The organism is Melioribacter sp., assembly GCF_049325435.1.
GTDB lineage: Bacteria > Bacteroidota > Ignavibacteria > Ignavibacteriales > Melioribacteraceae > Melioribacter > Melioribacter roseus.
In genome coordinates this window covers 84,922-109,983 of record NZ_JBMOLD010000004.1, presented here as the reverse complement: position 1 = coordinate 109,983, position 25,062 = coordinate 84,922, and the positions used below count along the sequence as shown (strand labels likewise).

Genomic DNA, 25,062 nt, shown 5'->3' with positions numbered 1-25,062 from the left:
TTTTGTTCCTATTATTTGTATTTTGCATAAGAGACTCCTTTTAGTTTTTTTAGTTGCCTAAACCAAAAATTACTAATTTTTCAGGAGTCTCTCTTTTTTATTTTCAACTAAAAATGAATTTACACCAGAAAAAAAAAATCAACTCTCTAGTTTAAATTTATTGTTTTTTATTCTTCGTTATTTTGTCTGCAGCTTATCAGGCGTTTCGGTTTTCAAGAATTGAGATTCTTCACCCGCCGTTGGCGGGTTCAGAAAGACAACGTGGAATATTATCTTCATTAGTTTTGGCTGATTCGGAAAGACTGTGTCCTTGGCGAGCTCAGCGGTTTAATATGTGTTTGCTTCCCACATACCACTCGTCCACAAAGACCTACTCGATCCCTAATTTGTCATACAGACCCCGCCGCAGGCGGGGAAGTATCTCACCTGTATTCATTTGAGTTTGCTTCGTCGTTCCGTCTTCTTCGGACCTCCTCGCAAAGACGAAGTTTTGTTTAGAGTTTGTATCCCCCCGCATTCTGCGGGGTCGCAAATACGAATTTGTGTTTGAAACAAGGGAATGCAGGGGCCCGGCATGGAACGCGGGAAAGCCGCAAAATTTCCATCTTACTTTTGATAGTGAATAACCTCCGTATTAATTACACATTATTCTTGACATTTTTATTAGGTTAAATTATATTCAATGCAAATATTTTGAAGACGTTCATACTTTAGAAATATTTAACGAGGGTTTACCGTACAAAAAATTTCTACCGGATTCAATAAGAAGCCGTTTTAATTTCGACAAATACAGCGGCAGCATTACGTTTCTATTTTTATTTCTTGCGCTGATTAAAACGGAAGGGTTTAAAATTTATGGGTCCGGATTCTTTCATACGTCTTTCTTTTTCTTTTTTAAGAAAGCGTATGAGTAAAATCATTATACCACAATTAGAGGAGCAGAAAATGAAAACCGCATTAGGAGTAATTGTCTCTTTGTTGTTATCGTCATTTGTATCGGCTCAAAGCGATACGTCGAATTCACGATACGCGCTTACTTTCGGCATTTCGGATAATTTCACTCTGAGCAAATTCCATATGGATATTGCTTTGAAGAAAATGCTGGAAAATTCAAATCAACTAAGATTTTTTATTTCCCCCTCGATTGATACATATAACTCTTCAGTGGAAGACAGCGTTCTCGTTTCGGAAAACGACTTAAAAGGCTTTGTTCTGGGCGTTGGAACGGATTATATATGGCAACTGATAAAAAAAGGCGACTTAATTATGTACGGCGGCAGCGGGCTAATGTTTTCATTTACAAGTTATAGCAATGAAAGCAGTTTTTCCAACAACAAAAATGAAGAGGATCGAACCGGCTTTACTGCCGGATTAAGAGGAATCCTGGGAACAGAATGGTTCATACGTAAGAATATAAGCGTGCACGCCGAATACTTAATGTATCTGTCGTATAGCTGGAATAAAAACGAACGGAAATTAACTGCCAATGGTCAACAACTTCCGATGGTAAAAGAAAAATCGAACGCTTTATCAATGACTACTTTGGTGTTATTCGGTTTAAGCGTTTATTTCTAATATTCGTTTAAGTAAGATATTATAATTCAAGAAATCGAACGGAAATAAATTTAGACAGCGAAGCCGGTCAGAAATTACCGGCTTCGCGATGATCCCGAACCGGTATTTCGAAACGACTATGAAAAGAGAATGTTCTATAATTAATAACGAGGATAAAATGAAATAATTCTACTTCTTTTTTTCAACATACAAAAAAAGGAGTAGTAAAATGTTACGCACAAGATCATTTTTCTTTATATCTCTTCTCGCGGCTGTTCTATTCCAGGGCTGCAAAGAAAGCCATAGCGTTATGCCCGAGAATGAACTCGTATCAAAACGCCTTTCAAAAATAGTTCAGGATGAACAAAACTATTCCGCGTTCTATTATGAAGACAACCGCCTGATAAAATACGAACAGATTATCAATTCGGAAATTTCTACTTCTATCGAATTCGAATACGGCGACGACGGCAAACTTCAACATGAATTACACTACAATTACGGAACCCCAATACTTAAAAAGTTTATCTACGATTCGAACGGCAGACTGGATAAACAGGATTTGTATATAGGAAGTGATTCCACTCCCTACGGCTATCTTAAATTCATTTACGACGATCAAAACAGACTGATTAAAAAAGAACAGTATCTTACTCAGGACAGCCTGTTTTATTACATCGAATATGATTATGATAACGCTGACAACGTAGTCGAAATAAGAGAATTTTACTCTAATAAATTGACTTCCCGGCACATCATGCAATACGACGACAAAATTAATCCCTGGCATAATTTTAAAGATATTCTGTATGAACCTGCAACGCAAAGTAAAAACAACATTATCAATAAAGTTACTACGTCAGAAGGCTCATCAAACGGAATCGGTTTTACATACACATATGACCCGGACGGTTTTCCGTTAACCGAAACAATTTTTACAGGCGACGGAAAACATTCTTTGAGCATGACTTATCAATATGAATAAAATAAGTCGCGGCTCCTACGCTTACATTTTGAATGGATATCCGTCCATTTAAAATACGCGTGCGAGCCGCTTCTTTTTTGAAAAAAGAAGGGGTATGATACGGAATTTGTTTTACTTTGCTTATATATTTCAAAATAAATTGCCGTAGCTTTTGAGTAGTCTTCATTTTCCGACTCACATCAACAAACACATCCTCTTACAATTTTGAGGAATGCCGCTACATGCTGAATGATAAGGGAAAAGACAGAGTTTCTTCACCCGCCGCTGACGGAATGACGCATAATCCGCACGACAATTTTTCGAGATTCTTCACCCGCCGTTGGCGGGTTCAGAAAGACAGCGTGGAATATTATCTCCATTAGTTTTGGCTGATTCGGAAAGACTGTGTCCTTTGCGCTCTTCGCGCGATCTACGGCTTAAATTGAGTTTGCTTCGTCGTTCGCATAAAGCTCACTCCTCGCAAAGACGAAGCTTTGTTTAGAATTTGTATCCCTCGCATTCTGCGGGGTCGCAAAGACGGCTGGCTGTCCTTTCAGAGTTTGTTTTTTCCGTAGCCGGCGATTTCTATTCGCTATTTGTCATTACGAGCCCCGCTTGCAGCGGGCGAAGTAATCTCTGCTGACATTAATTTGAGTTTGCTTCGTCGTCCCACCAATGTCAGGACTCCTCACAAAGACAATCTTTTAGTCCACCTCAAAAATGTTTCTTCAAGCAGGCATTGGACAATCCAAATCTTTTCCTTTCCTGTCGATTCCGGTTTTTAATTGTCATATTTTTTCTAATTTTATGGCATAAATTAAATTATCCTTTCACAATAAAAAGGGATGTTATGGCAAATGCAAAATTCAGCGTACCGGCGCCACCCAACGAGCCGGTAAAAAGTTATGCTCCGGGCACCCCGGAACGCGACGCCTTGAAAAAGCAGCTCAGTTCAATGGCGCGGCAGACAATCGAAATTCCGTTGATTATCGACGGCAAAGAAATTAAAACAGGCGACACCGCCGATTCCGTCTGTCCGCACGACCACAAAACCGTACTGGCTAAATACCATAAAGCCGGCGAGAAAGAGATTCAAATGGCAATCGAATCCTCGATGAAGGCTCACAAAGCCTGGTCGAGAATGGAATGGCACGACAGAATTGCTGTATTCCTTAAAGCCGCCGATCTTCTTTCTTCAACCGAATGGCGTTATATACTCAACGCCGCCACAATGCTCGGTCAAAGCAAAAACGTATTCCAGGCTGAAATCGATTCGGCTGCGGAGCTGGCGGATTTCTTCCGGTTCAACGCATATTACGCCATGAAAATTTATGAAGACCAGCCGCTCCACTCGCCGCCCGGCATGTGGAACCGAATGGAATACCGCCCGCTCGAAGGATTTATTTTTGCAGTGGCTCCTTTCAACTTTACGTCGATCTGCGGAAATCTGCCGACATCGCCTGCGTTGATGGGAAACGTAGCGCTTCTTAAACCGGCTTCGAGCTCGGTCTATTCTGCCTACTGGATTATGAAGCTCCTTGAAGCGGCGGGACTACCCGAAGGCGTAATCAATTTTATACCCGGCTCAGGCTCCATTGTCGGCAAAATAGTCATGGATTCGCCCGACTTCGGCGGAATTCATTTTACCGGCAGCACGCCCACATTCCAGTCGATGTGGAAAACAGCTGCCAATAATTTGTCGAAATACAAATCGTATCCGCGTATTGTCGGCGAAACAGGCGGAAAGGATTTCATCTTTGCTCATGCAAGCGCGGATCTCAAAGCGCTCGGAACGGCGCTCATCAGAGGCGCATTCGAATACCAGGGTCAAAAATGCTCCGCGGCTTCGAGAGCTTATATCCCAAAATCGATCTGGAATTCGCTTAAAGAATTTATGATAGACGAACTTAAAACAGTGCGGATGGGCGACGTTCAGGACTTTTCGAATTTTATGAACGCGGTTATCGACAAAAACGCTTTCGATTCGATTACAAGTTATATCGAGTACGCCAAGAATTCGAACGAAGCCGAAATTCTGTTCGGCGGAAACTACGACGATTCAATCGGATATTTCATCGAACCGACTGTTGTTCTTACTACGAATCCCAAATTCAAAACTATGGAAGAAGAAATATTCGGTCCGGTTTTGACCCTCTACGTTTACGACGACGATAAATACGAAGAGACGCTCCATCTTTGCGACGAGACATCGCCTTATTCGCTGACGGGCGCAATCTTCGCGCAGGACAGAAAAGCAATCGAACTTGCGGACCAAATTCTTACAAATGCAGCCGGCAATTTCTATATAAACGACAAACCGACAGGCGCGGTGGTCGGTCAACAGCCTTTCGGAGGCGCGCGCGCCAGCGGCACGAACGACAAAGCCGGCAGCTATCTAAATCTGCTCAGATGGGTCTCGGCCAGAACAATCAAGGAAAACTTCATTCCGCCAAAGGATTACAGATATCCTTTTATGCAGGATAAATAGTTTATCCGGGGGCTGCCTTTCAGGCAGCCTCTTTTTTATTATTCAACTTCAACCGCATTTTATAAGAACTTAAATACTCCGCCGTTTGTTTTATTTTACGAAACTTTATTATTATTGATAACCCGATTAATTTTTTGGAAAGGTAACCCGATGAAAAAGATATTATCCATTTTAATTTTAGCCTCGAGCATAATATATGGTCAACTGGAACTTCCGCGTTTGAGTCCGAAAGCCGAAGTTTATCAACGAATCGGTTATACCGACATTTCAATCGAATATTCTCGTCCCAGCGTTAAAGGACGTAAAATCTGGGGCGGATTGGTGCCCTACGACAAAGTTTGGCGAACGGGCGCAAACGAGTCGACCAGAATCAAATTTACCACCGACGTTATTATAAACGGTCAAACGGTTCCTGCCGGAATCTATTCGATTTTTACGATTCCGTCTCATAACGAATGGACGGTCATCCTTAACAAAAAGCTGGGCTGGGGACTCGATTACGATCCGGAATTAGATCTCATGAGATTTAAAGTAAAACCCGAAAAGACGGACTTTACGGAGCGTCTCCTCTTTCTAATTCCCGAAATTTCGGATTCCGTTTGCACAGTCGAAATGCGCTGGGAAAATCTTAAAATTTCTTTCGACATCACAATTAAATTAAACGAAGAAGTTTATAAACGAATCAAAGAAGCTCTCGCAAAAGCCGGTTCGGACGACTGGCAGGTATATCTGGTTGCCGCTCGTTACGCCGCCGAAAACGGCGTATTCCTGGACGAAGCCGGGGAATGGATAGAAAAGGCTCTCTCGATTACAAAAAATTTCTATACGTACCTGATAAAAGCAAAACTCCTTTACCGCCAGGGAAAATTTGCCGAAGCGCTCGATACGCTTGAGCTTTGCAGAGAAGCCGGAAGAAACAACGACGACTATCCCGGGTACGTTTACGAAGTCGATCTTCTCGAAAAAAGAATTCGTGAAAAGCTGAATTAATATGAAAAAGTTCGATATACCCGATTTTTACAGAAGTCCGATTATTTCGGCAATTAAAGCATACCGCAAAACCGCCGACCCGTTGAAAAAGGATTTTTCGCCGACGCGTCTGGAATTCGGTAATATCACTCTATTAATTGCGCGTCATTTCGGCTTTTGTTACGGCGTCGAAAACGCCATCGAAATAGCTTACAAAACAGTGCGTTCGAATCCGGGCAAAAGAATTTTTTTGCTGAGCGAAATGATTCACAACCCTCACGTCAACGAAGATTTAAAAAGCAACGGCGTCAATTTTATTATGGATAACCACGGCAATCAATTTGTGCCGTGGGATGAAATAACGAGCGACGATATCGTAATTATTCCCGCATTCGGAACCACTGTCGAAACCGAAAACCTGCTCAAAAGCAAAAACATCGACATTGTAACGTATAACACTACGTGTCCGTTTGTAGAGAAAGTTTGGAACCGTTCGGCAGCCCTTGGCGGCAAAGGCTATACGATCGTAATTCACGGCAAACATTATCACGAGGAAACGCGAGCCACATTTTCGCACACTTCGCTTAATTCGCCTTCGGTTATCGTGCGCGACTTAAAAGAAGCGCGCATTCTTTCCGAATTTATATTGGGATATAAAAACGAAAAAGAATTTTACCGGTTTTTCGAAGGCAAACTTACTCCGCATTTCAAATTTCCGGAAGATCTGGAAAGAATCGGCGTGGTCAATCAAACAACAATGCTGGCGGAAGAGACCGAAGAAATTGCAAACCTCCTAAAACAAACTATGCTGCAAAAATACGGAGAGGAAAATCTGAAAGAGCGTTTTGCGGACACTCGCGACACTCTTTGCTATGCCACAAACGACAATCAATCGGCTACATACGAACTTACAAAACAAAACGCCGATGCGGCAATTGTTGTGGGCGGTTATAACAGCTCGAACACATCGCATCTGGTCGAAATACTTTCGGCCAAGTTCCCCACCTATTTTATTTCCGACCCTTCCAAAATAATTTCGAAAGAAGAAATTCTGTACTTCGATATTGAACAAAAGAAAGAGGCGACCGGCAAGAATTTTCTGCCGAAGGACAGACCGCCCGTTATTGCAATAACAAGCGGCGCGTCGTGTCCCGACTCGCTCGTAGAAGCGGTTATCCGAAAACTACTCTCTTTTTACGACGCCGAATTCACTCCCGATATTTTGAGCAATTACACAAGGTCTGTAAGCGAGCTGTAGTCCGGGTCGAAGAGCCTTCTGTAAATCCTCATCGCGTAAGAATCGGTAGCGCCGGCAATATAATCGCAAACCAAACGAGCCCTGCGGTTCTTTTCGGATTCGGTTCGAATTATTCTGTCGTTGAAATCGGGCAGAAGTTTGCTCGAGCCCGGCTCTACGATATAATTTTCTTCGAGCAGTTTGAACACTTTTTCGATCATCGAATTACCTTTGAATTCGATTTGATGGAGCGTGGGCGAACGGAATACCAGATCGACCGAAATCTTTTTGTAAATTTCAACCCGCTTTTTTATCTCTTCGGGAACGACGAGTTCGAACCCGTATCTGTTTGTATAATCGTCCATAAAAGTGGTTCTTTTTTTGACCGAGCACGCCGCAATAAACTCGCCGATTTGGGCTCCGAATTTTTGCTTGTAATTATCCTCTTTTATCCAATCAATTATTTCCTCGACGATTTTTTCTTCTTCGTCCGTTTTGCAATTAATTTGTTTCCACTTGGAAAGTTTGGCAATATTGATGAATCCGCCCGAGATGCTGTCGACCAGATCGTTTACAGCATAAGCCGTGTCGTCTGCCCAGTCCATTATCTGACATTCGATACTGCGGAAGTTGTTCAATAGCTCCGTATCATTCTTAATAGATTCATATCCGTTTTCCCAGATAAAATCGATATAGATTGCCTGTTCGTCGTAAAGGAAATGATTCTCCGGTCTTTCGAATTGGCTGAACAGGGCTTTGTATTTCAATACGCCGTCGAGGAAAGCGCGCGTGGGATTCATACCGCGGTAACGATTTCCGTCGCGGTAAAAGATTTCGGTTACCAATCTCAAAGTTTGAGCGTTCCCTTCGAAACCGCCGTAGTCAAGCATCAATTTATTCAATATTCTCTCGCCTGCGTGTCCGAACGGCGGATGCCCGAGATCGTGAGCCAGGCAAATTGCTTCGACCAGGTCGGAGTCGATATGAAATTCATCATTGAAAAACTCTTTTTGCGATTTGCACAAGTAATTACAAATAGACCTGCCGATCTGAGCCACCTCAATTGAATGCGTCAAGCGCGTGCGATAGAAATCGTATTCGCCCGGCAAAAAAACCTGAGTTTTGCCCTGCAACCTTCTGAATTCCGAGGAATGGATTATTCTGTCTCTGTCTATTTGAAACGGCGTTCGATAGTCGTTTGAACGCTCGCTCTCTTTCAGACGTTTGATATCGAAATTATTGTAAAATTTGTTTTTCATCTCGTCTATGTTGATTTTTGTACATTAAAATAATAAATAATTACAATTGGGACACAATCATTCACATAGCGACGTACTTACGGCTACCAAAGGAAGACTGATTTTCGTAATACTGCTGAATCTCGTCATTACCGCGGCGGAAGTAATAGGGGGATTGATATCGGGAAGTTTGGCGCTGATATCCGACGCGCTTCACAATTTTTCCGACAGTATTTCGATTGTAATCAGTTACATTGCATTAAAACTGAAACATCGCCAAAACTCGCCCCGTCATACGTTCGGACTTAAACGCGCCGAGATACTTGCCGCAGTTATTAACTCGGCAGTGTTGATTGTGATATCTTTCTATCTTTTTTACGAAGCCGTAAAGAGATTCTCAGAGCCGGTCGTCATCGAACCGGGAATAATGAGCATAGTTGCGCTTGTGGGATTGCTGGCAAATTTACTGGCCGTATTGCTTCTCAGAAAAGATTCCAAATCGAGCATGAACATCCGGTCTTCGTATCTGCATTTACTGGGCGATACAATTTCGTCGGTGGCGGTGCTGGGCGGCGGTATTGCAATAATACTCTGGCAAATTCACTGGATCGATCCGCTTTTGACGATACTCATCGGCGTTTATATTATTAAAGAAAGCTACTCGATACTTCTCGAAGCGATTCACGTATTGATGGAAGGAGCTCCGACCAATATTTCAATCGAAGAAATTCAACTGGAAGTGGAAAAATTCCCGGAAGTGGAAAACATCCACCACATACACATGTGGATGGTGGGCGAAAACGACATACACCTCGAAGCGCATGTTAACGTTCAGGATATGAAAATAAGCGAAAGCGACAGGCTTCGAAAAAAGATAATCGATCGGCTGCACGACAGATTCGACATTCACCATATTACGCTGCAATTCGAATGCAATCAGTGCCCGGAATCCGATCTGATCGAACAACACAGATAGTCATTTCTTTCCAGCAAGGGTTTTGAAAGCGACCGCGTACATCTGAATTTGCTTCATCATTGCAGCCAAACCGTTTTTGCGAGTTGGCGAAAGGTGTTTGTCGATACCTATTTGTTTTAAAAATTCGGGAGGATTGGACAATATTTCATCTGGCGTGTGCCCCGAATAAACTTTCAGAAGAAGCGCAATCAAGCCTTTAACTATTGCCGCGTCGCTGTCGGCTACGAAATAAATTTTACCGTCTTTCAATTCGGCTTTAATCCAAACCTGCGACTGGCATCCGTCGAGTTTATATTTGTCGATTTTCAGTTCTTCGCTCATTTCGGGCATCTGCCGCCCCAGTTCAATTAAGTGTTTGTAGCGTTCTTCCCAGTCGGTATATTGTTCGAACTCCTCGACTAACTTTTTCTGTTTTTCGGCTATCGTCATAACAATTGTTTTTTTTTGACACAAATATAAAAAATTAAGTTTACGGATTTCGTTAAAAAGAGCAGGTCTTGTTCCGGCAATTTTACAACAGACTAAAAAAAATGTAAAAAGCGCTTTTAAATTGCGTCCTGTCTAGGGTATGGGATAAAATGTTTTATTCAGAAAAAACAACTTTTTTCGTTAAATTAACGGATGATTTTTCAGAATAATACGATAAGGCTATGTCGCCTCTTTTTATTTTCTTAATTGTTCTTGTTGTTGGATTTTTAGGCGCAAACCTATTCAGGCAAAAACTATTAACGAAAGTTTACCTGCCTGCGGGTTTGGAATATATATTGCTCGGAATACTGCTCGGTCCTTCGTTTTCCGGCTGGTTGAACGTCAATTTCGGGTTAAACATACCCAATCTGGTAGACGACAACATGCTGCGGCAGATGGCGCCCGGCATTGCGGCAGCCACCGGTATAATCGGCTTGGTATACGGACTCAGATTCAAAGTAAGCGATTTCCAAAACGCCGACTCGGAACACATTCGCGTAGCTACTTTCGATATTATTATTTCAGTATTGGTAATTGGCGGGATATCCTTTTTCGTTTTCTATTTTTATCTTTTTCCGGGCTCCAAAATAGAGAATATTCTGGCGGCTTCGGCGGCGCTCGGCATTATGGGTTCGGTTTCTTCGAATTCATTGATCAAATCGATTATGAATCGATATCAGATCACGGGTAAAATCACATCCGCGCTCGACGTATCTACAAAAATCAATCTGGACATAAACATTTTTCTCTTCGGACTTCTCTTTGGAATTATTCACATCGGCTCGACGAATACGTTTATCAAATCGCCCATAGAGTGGATAGTAACGAGCATACTGCTTGCTTTGTTAATCGGAATTTTACTCAATTTATTTTTAGGCAGAGAGGAAGACGAAAAAAAATTTTTTGTGGCAATTATCGGCACAATAGTATTTACGAGCGGAATCGGTTATTTCATCAACATCTCTCCACTTTTTATGAATTTCATTCTCGGTTTTATACTCGCAAATTTTTCCAAAATAGCGGGTAAAATAGAAAAGCCGCTCACAAAAATAAGCGATCCGGTCGGAATACTTGTTGTAATTATGGCCGGGTTCAACTGGATTCCGTTGCCGCCGATATTCTTTATTGTTGCCGCTGCGGCGTTCATATTAATTCGCTTTGTATCGAAACGATTTTCGGGCTATCTGGCTTACGCTTCGTCGTTCGAAAAGGATAAATTGATACCTAACATCGGACTCGGCTTGTTGCCTCAGGATATAATCGTATGCGCAATGATAGTCGATTACATAAACGTATATCAGAACGAGTTCACAAATCTTGTTGTAAGCTGTATATTAACATCCATGATTTTCTTCGGATTGATCAGTTACAGATTGTCCAAGCGATTGTTGATTGACGCCGGCGAAATCAGGGGAGCGGCAAAATGATTTCTGTTCTAAGAAGAATTATTGTTATATCGATTTTATTCTCGATATTTCTGTTTGTCGAAACTATTCAGGTAGAATCGACGGGTATTATAAATCCCAAAACGCTCGCCGTTCTAGGATTTCTGATTATAGCTTCGTTTGCGCTCGGCGAAATCTTTGCTTTGATTAAACTGCCGCGCGTAATCGGATATCTTTTAATCGGCATAATTTTCGGTCCGTATTCTTACTTTATATTCGGCTCCAAACTTCTTCAGGTCTTTAACAATCAGGTAATCCAAGACATCAGTCTGGTCAACAACGTCACGCTTGCGCTTATCGCTCTTACCGCAGGGTTGGAATTGAAAGTCAATGCGATAAAATCTTTTTTGAAATCCTCGCTGCTTATTCTCCTTTTCAAAACCATTACGATATTTATATTGATAACCGGAACGGTTTATCTGTTGTCGCCGTTCATTCCGTTCCTGGCAGGCGAAAGTTGGGCTCCAAAATTGGCTTCGGGACTGTTACTTTCCGTAATAGCGCTCGGCACGTCGATTGAACTTACGCTTGTAGTAGCCAACGAATCGAATGCAAAAGGCAGGTTTGTCGATTTGATATTGAGCACCGCCATACTGAAAGATATATTAGTAATACTTTTGCTTGCAGTCGTGCTGACGATTTCGGCGTCCATTCTGTCGATTTCAACAGGAAGCGAGTCCCCGTTTATTGCGCTCGGGAAAGAGCTTCTTTTCTCGATACTTTTCGGGGGAATTCTCGGCGGCGCGGGCTTGCTCTACATGAAATATATTAACAAGGAATTGCTGCTATTTTTAGTTGCATTCGTGGTCTTCGGCAGCGAAATTGCAACCATGCTTCATCTTGAAATGCTTGTTACATTTGTAACCGCAGGATTTATAATTCAAAATTTCAGCGATTTCGGCGAGCAGATACACAAACCACTCGAAAAAATTTCACTGCCGATATTTATTACATTTTTCACTATAGCCGGAGCCTCTCTCAATCTTATTTCGGTTTCCGAAGCGATTGTAATCGGTATAATAATCGTGGCGGTCAGAGCGCTCGCTTTCTATCTCTCGATTACATTGGCAGCCAAAACGACCCGCGAGCCGGTTGAAATAACCAAATTCAGCTGGATGGGATTTATTTCTATCGGCGGACTGATGCTCGGGCTGGCAATTATAATAAGTCAAAAATTGCCGGGACTTGGAAACGAACTGAAAAATCTGATTACTTCTGTCGTGGCGTTGAATATTTTTATCGGTCCCGTATTATTTAAAATCGGAATTGCAAAAGCAAAATCGTATTCTCAAGCCGACGAGGCTCAAACGGCGGAACTCCCAAAAGAAGAAATCGAAAAGGTTATAAAACCCGCTAAAGTTAAAGCAAAATTCAGAGAGCCCGACCTCAGACATGACGAACTCAATAAATCGCTCTACAATATATTAATCAAAGCAAACAACATTCTGACGGATTTCGATAAAAAGTTTATTCAGGTGCGCGGAGAAGAATCTCTCGAACTTCTCGTCAGTTTGACGGAAAAATATTCCGACGAATATCAGTCGCTCAAAAAGCTTCTCAGCGATCCGGCAATAACTCATTCGAAAATACGAATGGAAATATTGCGGGCTAAAAAGAATCTTTCCGAGTGGCTCATCTCCCTTTGCGAGGAAAGAAAGAAAACCGAAAAAAGAATTCTTAACCTCGAACCGTTAATAAAAGACCTCTTTTATGCTTTCATCGATCTGACAGACGGTTTGAAATACGAATATCTCATCGATCTCGAAGAAGAAAAATACACTCCGTCGCCGGAAGACGGAACCATACTCAAACTGAGAAAGTTTTTACTGCGCTCCAAACTCTATATCAACAGGTTCTTTAATAAAGAATACAAGCTCAAAAGGAGAGTTAAGTATCGCAACCTGACAAAATATTATCTTGTAGGCGAATCTTCCCATGAAATTCTCGAATCGGTAAATCTTGTGGGAATTGAAAGACTTACCACGTTGAAAATTCTGAGGACTTTCTACAAACAGACAAACGAAGAGCTCGACCAACTTCTCGAAACGGCGTTGAACGAAAAGGACAACGTTGCGCTTCCTATGCTTCTGGTCGAAAAACTCGACGAAATTCATCAACAGATGACCTCTTCCATAACCGTTTATACAAATGAAATAAACGCCACCGTAGAAGAGATAGGAAGGCGTCTTTTCTATGCAGTCGCCAATCCTTTCAACAAATTGATTGATGCGCTTCATATAGCGGGCACGCACAAATTCAACGAACGGCAGTACCGTTTTTCGAAAGTATTCGAAAAGAGCGAGCAGGCAAAAGAGCTGGCTCTTCAATCGATACGCTATTGGACAATCTATTACGCAGGAATTATCGGGCTTTTCCAGAAAGAAGCGTATATCGACAAAATGAAAGTCGATATCGACGTAACGCTCGCAGAATCGCTTATTAGCGTATCGGAAGAAATCAACAAGGACATACGCGAGACAAACGCGCTGCTCCAGAAAGAATTAAAATTTTTCAGGCAGAAATTAACCGACATCGATTCGTTAAACAACGAGGAGCTCGAACAGCTGTTTCACGAGGAAAAATATTCCCACTTTATAAATGTCATAGAACGGCAGCTTAAAATATTAAGGGAAGTCAACGAAGGAAAGAAAATCGATTTCCTGTTCGACCATTTTATAGGCAGATTCAAAAGTATTGCCGCGGCTCTGCCAGAAACGATCGAACTCCTCGAAGAAGAAGATCTTGTTTTAGAAGAGAGGATTCCCAAACTTCAATCCCTAAAGGCGGTTCCGATTCGCTCAATAGCCAATACTATTCTGCACAATAAACTTTCAGTCGATATCGGCGAAATTAACGAGTTGATGGTAAACCAGTTTTCTCTCATAACGGAAGAGGTAAAAAATTATCTGCTTATCATTAATTTCCACTTCGACACCGCAATTCAGGAATTGGAGAAACCCGAACCGGACAGACAGCTGGCAATTAATCTCGCCAATTCATTTTACGAAAAAATGTCCTTCCGTATCGACGAGGTCAACAAGTTAATCGACCGCATTGAAACGGATATCAACAAACGCCTTACGGAAAGAGTCTCCGCAAGCCTCGAGTCGATTAACAATTTAATAATGAAAAAATCGTACGGCGACATCAAAGCCTACCTTGTTAAAACCGAGCAAAAGGGTAAACTGCTAGAAGCATACAATCACATACGCGACGAATTAAACTACTTTTTCAGAAAATATAAAGTAATCTTAAAACGTAATTACGACCTGTATTTCAAGTACGTCATCAACGATTTATTGGTTAAATACAATATTATCAAGATCGAAGTAGGCGACGCCGATTCGGAATCCCTGTTCGATAAATCGAAAATCGAGAAACTTCCCTTTATCTATAAAAAACTGTTCGACGGCACTCCGATCGAAACTTACAATCTGTTTGTCGGGCTCGACCAGGTTGAAAAGACAATAAAATATATTATAGAACGACATAAAAGAAATGAAAAATCTTCGCTCCTTATTGCAGGCGAAACAGGCAGCGGGAAATCAAGTTTGTTGAATTTTATTATCAACAATTATTTAAAGCCATATAGCATCGTCCGTTATGAATTTACAAATACAGTCACCGCAGAGCGCGAATTGCTGGGATTATTATGCAGGGAATTGGGATATAATCACACTTATTCGCTAAACGAACTCGTATTTCTCTTAAACGACAAGAGCAACAAGAGAGTTATTGTTCTGGAGAATCTAAACGAACTATACCTCCGCAAGCTTTCCGGTTACGACGCCCTGAACGCATTGCGTTATCTCATAAATTCGACTTCGGAAAACACATTGTGGATTTGCACTTCGGATAAATACAGCTGGGAATTTATAAGGGACAATTTCGAATACAGACACGTATTCGAAAGAGAAATAATTGCAAACGACCTTCATAAAAAAGACCTGCGTACAATCATAATAACCAGGCATAACGCAACCGGTTATAACCTTGTATTCAAACCCTCGGAGTTATACAAATTCAAGTCGAAATTCGTAAAACCGAAATCGCTCGAAGACGAGCAAAAAGAGCTCTCTTCGCTCTACTTCGACAAACTCGAAAAATTTGCGGAGGGCAATATTATCGCCGCCATGTTTTTCTGGCTGCTTTCCATCGAAGGAATCAAAGACAACAAAGTATTCATTAAAGTGCCCAGGAAAATAGAGTCGGCGCTTCTCGGAAAACTCGAAGATATTTATCTGCTCTCCCTGTTCAGTATAATTTTGCACGGAACTTTGACATACGACGAGCACGCCACCCTGTTTAATCTGCCGGTAAGCAAGTCGAAAGAAATACTCGATTACTTGCACACGAAAAACTTAATCGAAAAACACGAATGGAGCATTAGCTCGGCGCACTTTTTCATCAACCGCTTCTTTTTCAAATTAATCGAAAGAGAATTAAAGAAGAGAAACATCATATAGTGAAGACAAAATATTACATAACGTTATTGGCGCTGCTAATCGCAGGCAATGCTTTTTCGCAGGACAGCTCATACACGCCGGACACAATGCGCGCGCTAAATCCGGCGGTCTATACTCAGGACACAGTGCTGAAATCCGCGCCCGTTCATCAAATCGGAGAGCCGAAAGATTCCGTTTATGCCGTAAAAGATACAGTCGGAGAGGTAAAGGCTCAAGAGACGAATCACACGCAACTCCTACAATCAAAGCGCGTTGTTGATATTTTCAAATCAGTTGATTTGATAACTATACTCGAAGCTCTGCTTCTGATATTTATTACATTTACAATTTTCCGATTGCTTAACAGAAGCAACAAATCGACTTTTGCCCGGCGATTCCCGTTTTACTCGACGCGCTTCGTTCCTACGCTGAAGGCAATAACGGTTGTGCTGGTATTATATATACTCATTAATCTGATTTTCGGAATTTCGAAGGAAATACTGCTGGCATTTTTAGTTATTATCGTCGTCACATTGGCTGTCGCTTCGGTGCCGGTAATAAAGAATCTGATCGGGGGTTTTCTTTTGACTTACAATCCGCCCTTCGAAAAAGGGGATATAATTCAAGTCGGCGAATATACCGGAAAAGTTACGGACATTAATTGGAGACACACAATAATTGTAACGGACAACGGTTCGAACGTCTCGCTGCCCAATTCGGTTTTTTTGAGTAATCCGGTGGAGAATATAAATATCGGCAATCGCGAGCAACTGATTACGCTCGAAATAGAGCTTCCTACGTCGATTGAGAACGACTCTGTTATGAACATTTTGAGGGAAGCTTCGCTCTCCAATCCTTATTTATATACGCGCAAGAAAACGGAAGTGTTTCTTAAAAGATTCGACGCTCTAAAAAACACCTATACATATGAAGTAAATTTTTATATTTTTGACAGGCAATTTTACGAAGAAACCGTAAATCATTTTAATCAAATTGTGGCAAACAAATTTAAAATCGTTAATTGAAAAAAGAACTTCGTGAAAATATAGCCAGGTTCTCCAAAATAATCGTAATCATTTCGAGTTTACTCGGCATTGCTTCGATTATTGTGGAATATGGTTTCCGGATAAAGAGCAGCGATGCCGGAACGCTTCATTTTATTACTATCGGCGTTATTATAGTATTCATTCTCTACCATATCCTCCAATTATACATTGCCGAAGACAAGGTAGCCCACATAAAATCACACAAGTTCGAAATGATTATTATCTCCTTCATTTTTATAGAAGGTTTGCTTTCTTTTTTCAATTTAAGTCTGGTAGAGAGAATAGGAGCGGCTTTAAAACTCAAAGACATTACCTATTTATATATAGTCTTCGCTCAAATATTTATTGTCGTCGGGATAATTTCCGGAACGCTCCGTTACAACATTAAATTGCTTCAGTCGCAAATTCACCCGTCGCGACTTTTCATATTCAGCTTTCTATTTACAATAATAGTCGGCACTTTCGCGTTAATGCTCCCCGCAGCCACAGTTGAAGGGAAAATTTCATTTGTCGATGCGCTTTTTACTTCGACCAGCGCGGTATGCGTTACGGGATTAATTACCGTCGACACGGCTACTTATTTTACCACTTTCGGAAAAATGACGATTATGGCGTTATTCCAGATCGGCGGACTCGGTTTGATGACGTTCACAACGTTTTTTGCAATCTTCTTATCGGGAGGACTTGGAATTAAAGAAAGGATATTACTCCACGATTTACTCGAAGAAGAAAATATCGGCGCTATAACAAAAGTATTAACTTATCTGCTTGCCATCACTTTCATAATCGAAGCGGTCGGCGCGGCAATTTTATTTTACAGTTCAAGAAACTCTTTCGACAGCATAGAGAACGCAGCGTTCATTTCGATTTTTCATTCCGTTTCCGCATTTTGCAACGCCGGGTTTTCACTCTTTACAATGAACTTGATGGACCCCGCCGTACGCTACAATCATGTTTTTACCACAACCATATCAATATTGATTATACTGGGCGGATTGGGATTTCCCACTATTATATCCTTTCTAAAATTCAAAAATATTACCAGCAAGATGGGAAAACTATCCATCAAGCTGCCTCTTCAAACGCGCATCGTAGTCGTCAGCACAATTTTATTGATAGTTTTCGGCGCGGCTTCGTTTTATTTTCTGGAGCAGCACAACACTTTGAAGAATTTGAATTTATTCGAAAAGTTAAACGCATCATATTTTCAGTCGGTAACGGCGCGCACAGCCGGATTCAACACAATCGATTTCGGACTGATTACCACGCCCACCGCCGTGTTGTTTTTTCTACTGATGTTTATAGGAGCTTCTCCCGGCGGTACGGGCGGCGGCGTTAAGACCACAACGTTTGCTCTTTTGTTCTACGGTTCGATTGCCATACTAAAAAACAAAAAAGAAGTCTACATATACAACAGAGCGATTCCAAACGAAATAATAATAAAAGCGCTGATCAAAGCCGGTCTCTCGATTTTTTTTATTACTTTCGGTATTTTTCTTTTGACCATAACCGAGCGCGCTGACTTAACAAAAGTTGCTTTTGAAGCATTCAGCGCATTCGGCACTGTTGGACTGTCTATGGGATTAACACAGGAGCTAACGTGGGGCGGAAAGATAATAGTTGTTCTGCTTATGTTTATAGGCAGAGTCGGTCCCCTCGCTTTTCTTTATACTTTTATGAGCGGCGCGAAGGAAGATTATTACGAATTGCCTCATGAAAACATTTCAATACTCTAATTAAAAGGTATCGACATGAATAAGAAATTTGCAGTTATCGGTCTTGGCGATTTCGGATTGAGCGTTGCCCTTTCGCTGGCGGAAAAAGGCGCCGAAGTGATTGCCATCGACCGCGATATGGAAATAATCGAAGACATCAAAGATAAAGTAACTTATGCCGTACGAATGGATTCTACCGACGAAAAAGCCCTAAGATCGCTCGGCGTCGATAAAGTGGACGCAGTCATCATTTCGATGGGAACGAATTTCGAAGATACAATCCTTACATCGGTTTTACTTCTGCAGATGAAAGTCAAAAAAGTAATTGCAAGAGCGACATCGAAAATTCACGAGAAGATTTTGACCAAACTCGGCGTCGATCAGGTAATCTCGCCGGATTTCGAAATTGCCAATAAAGTAGCAAATACTTTAATGAGCGACGATATTCTCGACTTTGTTTCTATCGGAGAAGAGTACAGCATTTTCCAGATACGCGCCCCGAAAGCATTTATAGGAAAATCGCTTCAGGAAATCGACTTGCGTATCCGCTACAATCTGAATTTGATTACAATCAAAAGAGAATATAAAGTGGTCGACGAAGCGACGGGCGAAGAATTAACAAAACAAAGAATTTACGGAGTTCCCACTTCCACAACAATCGTCGAAGAAAACGACATCCTTGTTCTCTTCGGCAAAGAAAAAGACATCAAAAAAGTTATCGATTGACAACTAAAAATCGGGCACGGGGAAAACCGGCAGACTCTCGTGCCCATCCTTGTCTACGGACTGAACCGCAAACAAATAGTTATCTTTGGAATACGGCAGTTCGATACTGTTCGACTCCGTGTAAATTTTCTTTTCCCAGAGCGGCATGTAAGTTTCCCGCACAAGGACATAGTAACCTGCGGGTTCAATTCCCTCGGGTTCGTCCCACGTAAGTTTTGTCGTGTTCGATAATTGCTTAACGTCGACCTTGACGTTTTCCGGCTGAGGCGGAGCCGACGCCAAATTTGCTATAACAGCGCAATTAACTGCGGTTATTTTGCGCGCGTATTCAAAATCGATGAATTCGGGCAGATCGCCGTACTGAATTCCGTTTTCATTTCGAACGTATTCATGTTGATGAAAATAATTTTCGTTCATTTCACAAAATCGAACGGCGGCAAAGCCCATGCGATTAAAAGGAGTATGGTCGCCGCCTCTCAAAAAGCGGTCGCGTCTGAATATTAATTTTACGTTTATCTGGTCGACATATCTCTCGCCAATTTCTTTAATATATCTTGCCAGTTGTCTTGATACCCCGTCGTAGTCCGAGCCGGATAATATACGATTTCTCTTTTCCTCTTCCGATTCTACGGCGGGAACGCTTTCGCTGAAAACTCTTACGTTTATATTGTCTTTCAATTTAGTTTGACTCGAAACCGTATTTCCGATCATATCGTTATTGAGCATTGCAATCAAACGATATTTGTCTTCCTTTTCGAGCGATTTAATTTTGTTTGCCAGATGACTCGAGCCGTATAATCCTTGTTCTTCGCCCGTAAAAGCTGCGAACATTACTGTGGCGGGAAATTTTGAAGAAGACATAACCCTCGCCAATTCCAGCACGGCGGCAACTCCCGACAAATCGTCGTTTGCGCCGGGAGCGTACGACGTGCTGTCCATTATATCGGCCACGCGCGAATCGAGATGAGCTCCCACAATTATCAAACGTTTATCGTTGGCGTCAACTCCTTTTAACGTAGCCACAACATTCATCAGATTTATTTTACGATCTATTCTTCTGCCGTCGGGTAGAACTTCAAAATAATCGATTTCGGCTGTCATGCGACCGTCTGATTTCATTGAAAACTGTTCGAATTTATTTTTTACCCACCTTGCAGCGGCGCCGATTCCTTCCTTTTCACTGGAGCGGCTGCTGAGAGAATGACGCGTTTTAAATTCCGTCAATCGTACGACATAAGCTCTCAGACTGTCCGCCGATATTTTGTTTATCATTTCAGTTATCGACATATCCCTTACAATAGCATTTTGAGCCGTTGCTGTCTGTACCGTAAGCAGCGTTACAATTGCCGGCAAAATCATCAAACGGTAAATCTTTTTCATCTTTGCCTCCCGGCTTTATTTTTTATATACAGTTTTACCGCCGACAATCGTATAAAGGACTTCGGTCTTAAGAATATCGTCCTCGGAGCACTTCATCAAATTATTCGACAATACGACTATATCGGCAAGTTTTCCTTCTACGAGCGAGCCTTTCAAATTTTCTTCGAAAGCGGCATAGGCTCCGTTAATCGTATAGGTTTTAATGGCTTCTTCGCGCGTCATTTTTTGTTTGGTATAGAATCCGACGCCGTCTTTGTTTTTTCTCGTAACCGACGCGTAAAACGAAGCTATCGGATTAACAGATTCAACCGGAGCGTCGGTGCCGTTGCAAATTACAACCCCGCGGTCGAGCATGCTGCGCCATACATAAGCTCCGGAAGCCGCTCTTTCGTTCCCGAGTCTTTCGATTACAAACGGCGCATCGGAAGTGCAGTGAATTCCTTGCATAGCGGCAATTACATTCAGGCGCGCAAATCTCTTAATGTCGAACGGCGTGACATGCTGAGCATGTTCAATACGCCATCTCATTTGGTCGAAATTTTCATATTGCCTTGAATACTTTTCATACAAGTTGAGCGCCTCGCGGTTGCCCCTGTCGCCAATTGCATGAATACACATTTGGAAGCCGTTTTCCGCCGCCAGTCTGCAGTAGTCGTCGAGCGTTTTAATAGGAGTAACATTCGAGCCGTAGCTGTCCGGCAAATCCGAGTACGGTTCAAGCAGCCAGGCTCCTCGCGAACCGAGCGCTCCGTCGATATACTGTTTTATTGCCCGCACGGTCAACCGGTTCTCCCCGTAGCCGACGAGTTTATAATCTTTTAATTTACCTTTCAATTTATCCAAAGCATCGTTTATCATTACATAGAGACGGATTTTAACATAATTCGAGTCGACCGATTTTTTTATAAGCTCTATTGTCTCGAGATCTTCTCCGGCATCGTGCAAAGTAGTTACGCCGTTTTTCAAGCAGAGGTCGGAAGCGAATTTAATTTTCTTAATTACCTCTGCGTTCAACTCATCCAGGCTTCTATCGTTAAGATATCTTTCGTATGCGCTTCTGATTATATTTTCAGCGTTTTCTTCGAATACTCCTATCGGCTTGCCCGTAGAATCGCGCACAATAACGCCGCCCGGCGGGTTTGACGTAATAGTATCCGCGCCCGCAATTTCCATTGCCTTTGCATTGGCGAAGACTGCGTGTCCGCTGGCGTGCACAAGCATAACCGGATTATAAGGAACGGCATTACTCAGCGCATTATGAACGGGATAGCCTTCCACATTCGGCTCGGGCTCGGGATCGAATTTTTCCTGATGCCATCCTCGTCCCACAATCCATTCGCCGGGTCTTCGTTCCGAAGCTGCTTTTGCCACGGCGGCAATCACTTCGTCCCAGTTTTGGGCGTCTCTTAGGTCGACATCGATCAAATTTTCGCCGATTCCAATCAAGTGCGCGTGACTGTCGATGAACCCGGGCATAACGAATCTGCCGTTCAGATCTATTATCGCAGTCGAATCGCCGATATACATCTCAATCTCCTCGTTCGACCCGACTTTATAGATTTTGTCTCCTTTAACGGCGAGGGCTTCCGCCCAGGGAATCGAATCGTTGACCGTATAAATTTCTCCGTTCAGGAGAACCAGATCGCAGTTGTCGTTCTTTTTATTTTCCCCGCAGCCGCTGGCAAAGAGCAAACCGATCAAAACGGATAATACAAAAATATTTTTAATCATTCTCATTCTCATTTTCTGTTGACTATGATTACTCCGATAATAATGATAATTCCGCTTATCAACGTTAATAAAGATATTCTTTCCGAAAGAAGAATCCAAGCCGTGAATACGGTAACGAACGGTTCAATATATAAAAACGCTCCCACGTGCGACGAAGGCATTTCGTTCATAGCTTCCGCCCAGAGCACGTATGCTATGCCCGAACAGAAGAATCCGAGAAACAATAGAGCCGCAATACTTTCAACCGATAAATTAACAATGGCGTTAATATTTTCTGCGTTAATCGTAAACGGTGCAAGTATAAGCGACATAAAAAGGAATAAATAAAGAATTGTCATCAAGGCGGGATAATTCAAAGTAATTTTTTTTCCCACAAGCGAATAGACGCTCCACGTAAATGCGCTGGCAAGTATTAAAAAATCTCCTTTATTTTCAATTAAACTTACGGATGAAATTTTCCCGTTGCTTATCAAAAGAAGCAGACCGGCAAATGCAATTAAGATACCGCTCCACTGCCCGCCGGTAAGTTTTTCCCGGAAGAAGATCATTCCGAGCAGCGCCATAAAAACAGGCGTTATACCGATTATCCATCCCGTATTGGAGGCTGAAGTAAATTGCATTCCCGTTACCTGAATCCACAAATGAAAAGAAGCGATCAACGCGAGCGCAAAAATCCACGAATGGTCGCGAAGATTGATTTTGAAGCTTCTTCCTCTTTTCAATGCAATGACGGTCAACAGCATAACCGCCAGAATTTGACGCGCCAGAATGATCGTCAGGGGTTTCAGACTGTCGAGCAGGTATTTGGTTGCAATAAACGAAGCGCCCCAGATAACTACAGACGCAAGGGGTTTCCAATACGATTTCATTTTTTTGAGTTACTCGCCTGATTGATTGCTTGGTTTCGTACCGGGTTTGCCTTCCAACAGATTATTATAAAATCTTTGCGTGGGATAAGCAAAATCGATGTCGTTGTGCAATGCAAACTGATCGAGTATTGCCTGCCAGATGACATTTTCCGTAGCTCTTCGCTGGCGCGTGCGCGTAAGATATCTCAAAGTAAGCATTACCCCGCTGTCTTTGACAGACACATAAACAATCGGAGTCAGTTTGGTGTAATAAATCAAATACTTTTTTGCCGCTTCTTTTATCTGTTTTTCCGCAGCTTCGCTGAAGTGCTCGGTATGTTTGTCGAGTATATCTTCGAGTATTTTCTTGGCTTTTTTCCAATTACTTTCGAAAGTGACAAGAACCGGTATTTCGTCCCAGATATATTCGAACCCCGCTGATAATTAGCCTGCGGAGTAGTAAAAACAACGCTGTTGGGAATATGCACTATTCTGCCGGTGCTCTGTTCGGCGTCCACCCAATTGCCGATTTCCATCACCGAAAACTGAAAGATTCTGATATCCACCACATCGCCTATAACATTGTTTATTTGAATTCTGTCCCCGAGCCTAAACGGTTTTCTTATTACAATAAAAATCCAGCCGCCGAGATTTACAAGCGGATCTTTGAACGCAATTGCAACGCCCGCCGAAAGGAGTCCCAGATAAGTAGTTAATCCTTGAACCGTACCGAACCAAATTCTTAATAACAATAAGAAACCAATAAACGCATTCAGATATAAAGCGATTTTCCGCCATTGATATTTTTGCTTAACGTCGTCCAGCCTGCCTATAATATATTTTGAAATTATCCGGTAAATAAAAGAAAGGATGAGAAATAAAATAAACGTACTCAAAAGTTTTATTTGAGTAGCCGCGTCTATTCCGAGATATCTGTGAATAACCTCGCTCATTTTTCCCTCCTTCCGAATTTTATTGTCGGTATGAGATTAATAACAGGTTCTAATTCTTCCCATTGATAATTTTTTTCATAAATCACCTTTTCGAGAAACAGTCCCGACGGCGGGGCGGTATACTTAGCCGGTTCGCGCGAAAAAACATTCAAATATGATTCTACGTCATTCTCGTTTAACTTATGCCGTCCCGCTTCGGCAAGAACCCCTACGATTCTTCGGACCATTTTCCATAAAAAATGCGAACCGACAATACGAATCAGGATTAGCTCCCCCACTTCCTTAAATTGAATCGATTCTATAAGCGCTTTAGTGGATTTGTCTTCGGAATCTTTATCGGCAAAAGAAGCGAAATCGTGCATCCCTTCGAACAAACCTCCGACACGCTTCATATACTCGAAATCGAGTTCGTCTTTAATCCACCATACGAATTGTTTCCCGAATGCGGTTCTTCTTCTTGATATTTGATAGATATAACTGCGAGAAACGGCGTCGTGTCGCGCGTGGAAATTTTTGCCGGCTTTCGATACTTCCAGAATATTTATGTCGGCAGGCAGTAAATCGTTTAATTTCATTTTTATTATTTCTGGCGCAAGCATCGTTTTAACTTCCAAATGAGCGACTTGATTCAACGCATGCACTCCGGCGTCGGTTCTGCCCGACCCCTGAATATCGATTCTTTCGCCCTTAAATATTTTTTCGGCCGCTTCGATCAATTTGCCCTGAATCGTCCTGCCGTTTTTCTGCTTTTGCCATCCGCTGTAACGCGTGCCGGCGTATTCTATATCGAGTCTGAATCTGCCCATAAATTTTATTTTTTGAAGGCAATATAATCAGAAAGATGATTAATTATTAACGGAATTCTTTGCCGTTCGATTT

General features: G+C 42.0%; 20 protein-coding genes. 12 read left to right on the top strand and 8 right to left on the bottom strand.

What is annotated here, in order from left to right:
• Window positions 1–945 precede the first annotated feature (945 nt).
• The 6 genes from ACOYVE_RS04010 (at window position 946) to ACOYVE_RS03985 (ending at window position 7,233) form a co-directional block, all read left to right on the top strand.
• On the top strand, window positions 946–1,575 hold the full coding sequence (locus ACOYVE_RS04010; protein ID WP_014855881.1) for a hypothetical protein: 630 nt from the start codon (window positions 946–948) through the stop codon (window positions 1,573–1,575).
• 208 nt (window positions 1,576–1,783) lie between these two features.
• Window positions 1,784–2,539: a hypothetical protein gene (locus ACOYVE_RS04005; protein WP_041355936.1), complete on the top strand. Its 756-nt coding sequence runs from the start codon at window positions 1,784–1,786 to the stop codon at window positions 2,537–2,539.
• Between the two features lie 221 nt (window positions 2,540–2,760).
• Window positions 2,761–2,901 (top strand): hypothetical protein, encoded by a 141-nt coding sequence (locus tag ACOYVE_RS04000; RefSeq protein WP_157867312.1) that lies wholly within the window; start codon window positions 2,761–2,763, stop codon window positions 2,899–2,901.
• Window positions 2,902–3,368: 467 nt separating this feature from the next.
• Window positions 3,369–5,006, top strand: a complete 1,638-nt coding sequence (gene pruA, locus ACOYVE_RS03995) for an L-glutamate gamma-semialdehyde dehydrogenase (protein ID WP_014855879.1) — start codon at window positions 3,369–3,371, stop codon at window positions 5,004–5,006.
• Window positions 5,007–5,156: 150 nt separating this feature from the next.
• Complete coding sequence (locus ACOYVE_RS03990; protein ID WP_014855878.1) at window positions 5,157–5,996, top strand: DUF2911 domain-containing protein; 840 nt, start codon at window positions 5,157–5,159, stop codon at window positions 5,994–5,996.
• Window position 5,997: 1 nt separating this feature from the next.
• A complete protein-coding gene (locus ACOYVE_RS03985; RefSeq protein ID WP_014855877.1) occupies window positions 5,998–7,233 on the top strand; it encodes a 4-hydroxy-3-methylbut-2-enyl diphosphate reductase in 1,236 nt (411 codons plus the stop codon).
• Here ACOYVE_RS03985 and dgt read toward each other — a convergent pair.
• Entirely contained in the window at window positions 7,206–8,471 is a 1,266-nt protein-coding gene (gene dgt / locus ACOYVE_RS03980; protein ID WP_014855876.1) for a dGTP triphosphohydrolase, read from the bottom strand. The genes ACOYVE_RS03985 and dgt overlap by 28 nt on opposite strands.
• Window positions 8,472–8,517: 46 nt before the next feature.
• On the opposite strand from dgt, the gene ACOYVE_RS03975 reads away from it, so the two are divergent.
• Complete coding sequence (locus ACOYVE_RS03975) at window positions 8,518–9,426, top strand: cation diffusion facilitator family transporter (RefSeq protein WP_422880910.1); 909 nt, start codon at window positions 8,518–8,520, stop codon at window positions 9,424–9,426.
• Here the strand turns inward: ACOYVE_RS03975 and ACOYVE_RS03970 are convergent, their stop codons facing one another.
• Window positions 9,427–9,855 carry a SufE family protein gene (locus tag ACOYVE_RS03970; protein WP_014855874.1) on the bottom strand — a complete coding sequence of 143 codons (429 nt, stop codon included), beginning with the start codon at window positions 9,853–9,855 and terminating at the stop codon, window positions 9,427–9,429. It abuts the gene before it with no gap.
• Window positions 9,856–10,076: 221 nt separating this feature from the next.
• Here ACOYVE_RS03970 and ACOYVE_RS03965 point away from each other — a divergent pair, with 221 nt between their 5' ends.
• From ACOYVE_RS03965 to ACOYVE_RS03945, 5 genes are read left to right on the top strand one after another with little or no spacing between them, the layout of a single operon-like run.
• Window positions 10,077–11,321 (top strand): hypothetical protein, encoded by a 1,245-nt coding sequence (locus ACOYVE_RS03965; RefSeq protein ID WP_014855873.1) that lies wholly within the window; start codon window positions 10,077–10,079, stop codon window positions 11,319–11,321.
• Entirely contained in the window at window positions 11,318–15,805 is a 4,488-nt protein-coding gene (locus ACOYVE_RS03960) for a cation:proton antiporter (RefSeq protein ID WP_422880908.1), read from the top strand. Before ACOYVE_RS03965 ends, ACOYVE_RS03960 begins: the two co-directional genes overlap by 4 nt.
• Window positions 15,805–16,809 carry a mechanosensitive ion channel family protein gene (locus ACOYVE_RS03955; RefSeq protein ID WP_422880907.1) on the top strand — a complete coding sequence of 335 codons (1,005 nt, stop codon included), beginning with the start codon at window positions 15,805–15,807 and terminating at the stop codon, window positions 16,807–16,809. Before ACOYVE_RS03960 ends, ACOYVE_RS03955 begins: the two co-directional genes overlap by 1 nt.
• Window positions 16,806–18,566, top strand: a complete 1,761-nt coding sequence (locus tag ACOYVE_RS03950; RefSeq protein WP_422880905.1) for a TrkH family potassium uptake protein — start codon at window positions 16,806–16,808, stop codon at window positions 18,564–18,566. The genes ACOYVE_RS03955 and ACOYVE_RS03950 overlap by 4 nt, the downstream gene beginning before the upstream one ends.
• A gap of 15 nt (window positions 18,567–18,581) precedes the next feature.
• Entirely contained in the window at window positions 18,582–19,271 is a 690-nt protein-coding gene (locus ACOYVE_RS03945; protein ID WP_014855868.1) for a potassium channel family protein, read from the top strand.
• 3 nt (window positions 19,272–19,274) lie between these two features.
• Here the strand turns inward: ACOYVE_RS03945 and ACOYVE_RS03940 are convergent, their stop codons facing one another.
• The 6 genes from ACOYVE_RS03940 to truA are packed head-to-tail and all read right to left on the bottom strand — an operon-like array spanning window position 19,275 to window position 24,989.
• The gene (locus ACOYVE_RS03940; RefSeq protein WP_422880903.1) at window positions 19,275–20,651 is read right to left on the bottom strand and encodes a M20/M25/M40 family metallo-hydrolase; all 1,377 of its coding nucleotides are present in this window, start codon (window positions 20,649–20,651) and stop codon (window positions 19,275–19,277) included.
• A gap of 15 nt (window positions 20,652–20,666) precedes the next feature.
• Window positions 20,667–22,382 carry an amidohydrolase gene (locus ACOYVE_RS03935; RefSeq protein WP_422880901.1) on the bottom strand — a complete coding sequence of 572 codons (1,716 nt, stop codon included), beginning with the start codon at window positions 22,380–22,382 and terminating at the stop codon, window positions 20,667–20,669.
• Between the two features lie 8 nt (window positions 22,383–22,390).
• Window positions 22,391–23,251: a DMT family transporter gene (locus ACOYVE_RS03930; protein WP_014855865.1), complete on the bottom strand. Its 861-nt coding sequence runs from the start codon at window positions 23,249–23,251 to the stop codon at window positions 22,391–22,393.
• A 9-nt stretch (window positions 23,252–23,260) separates the two neighbouring features.
• Window positions 23,261–23,509, bottom strand: coding sequence for a hypothetical protein (locus ACOYVE_RS03925; protein WP_422880898.1), 249 nt, complete (start codon window positions 23,507–23,509; stop codon window positions 23,261–23,263).
• A gap of 20 nt (window positions 23,510–23,529) precedes the next feature.
• Window positions 23,530–24,183 (bottom strand): mechanosensitive ion channel family protein, encoded by a 654-nt coding sequence (locus ACOYVE_RS03920; RefSeq protein WP_422880897.1) that lies wholly within the window; start codon window positions 24,181–24,183, stop codon window positions 23,530–23,532.
• Window positions 24,180–24,989 carry a tRNA pseudouridine(38-40) synthase TruA gene (gene truA, locus ACOYVE_RS03915; RefSeq protein WP_014855863.1) on the bottom strand — a complete coding sequence of 270 codons (810 nt, stop codon included), beginning with the start codon at window positions 24,987–24,989 and terminating at the stop codon, window positions 24,180–24,182. The genes ACOYVE_RS03920 and truA overlap by 4 nt, the downstream gene beginning before the upstream one ends.
• Window positions 24,990–25,062: the final 73 nt, after the last annotated feature.

Coding starts and splice junctions, on each gene's coding strand:
- ACOYVE_RS04010 (WP_014855881.1), top strand. CDS start 946: ATGAAAACCGCATTAGGAGTAATTGTCTCTTTGTTGTTATCGTCATTT.
- ACOYVE_RS04005 (WP_041355936.1), top strand. CDS start 1,784: ATGTTACGCACAAGATCATTTTTCTTTATATCTCTTCTCGCGGCTGTT.
- ACOYVE_RS04000 (WP_157867312.1), top strand. CDS start 2,761: ATGCTGAATGATAAGGGAAAAGACAGAGTTTCTTCACCCGCCGCTGAC.
- pruA (WP_014855879.1), top strand. CDS start 3,369: ATGGCAAATGCAAAATTCAGCGTACCGGCGCCACCCAACGAGCCGGTA.
- ACOYVE_RS03990 (WP_014855878.1), top strand. CDS start 5,157: ATGAAAAAGATATTATCCATTTTAATTTTAGCCTCGAGCATAATATAT.
- ACOYVE_RS03985 (WP_014855877.1), top strand. CDS start 5,998: ATGAAAAAGTTCGATATACCCGATTTTTACAGAAGTCCGATTATTTCG.
- dgt (WP_014855876.1), bottom strand. CDS start 8,471: ATGAAAAACAAATTTTACAATAATTTCGATATCAAACGTCTGAAAGAG.
- ACOYVE_RS03970 (WP_014855874.1), bottom strand. CDS start 9,855: ATGACGATAGCCGAAAAACAGAAAAAGTTAGTCGAGGAGTTCGAACAA.
- ACOYVE_RS03965 (WP_014855873.1), top strand. CDS start 10,077: ATGTCGCCTCTTTTTATTTTCTTAATTGTTCTTGTTGTTGGATTTTTA.
- ACOYVE_RS03960 (WP_422880908.1), top strand. CDS start 11,318: ATGATTTCTGTTCTAAGAAGAATTATTGTTATATCGATTTTATTCTCG.
- ACOYVE_RS03945 (WP_014855868.1), top strand. CDS start 18,582: ATGAATAAGAAATTTGCAGTTATCGGTCTTGGCGATTTCGGATTGAGC.
- ACOYVE_RS03940 (WP_422880903.1), bottom strand. CDS start 20,651: ATGAAAAAGATTTACCGTTTGATGATTTTGCCGGCAATTGTAACGCTG.
- ACOYVE_RS03935 (WP_422880901.1), bottom strand. CDS start 22,382: ATGATTAAAAATATTTTTGTATTATCCGTTTTGATCGGTTTGCTCTTT.
- ACOYVE_RS03930 (WP_014855865.1), bottom strand. CDS start 23,251: ATGAAATCGTATTGGAAACCCCTTGCGTCTGTAGTTATCTGGGGCGCT.
- ACOYVE_RS03920 (WP_422880897.1), bottom strand. CDS start 24,183: ATGAGCGAGGTTATTCACAGATATCTCGGAATAGACGCGGCTACTCAA.
- truA (WP_014855863.1), bottom strand. CDS start 24,989: ATGGGCAGATTCAGACTCGATATAGAATACGCCGGCACGCGTTACAGC.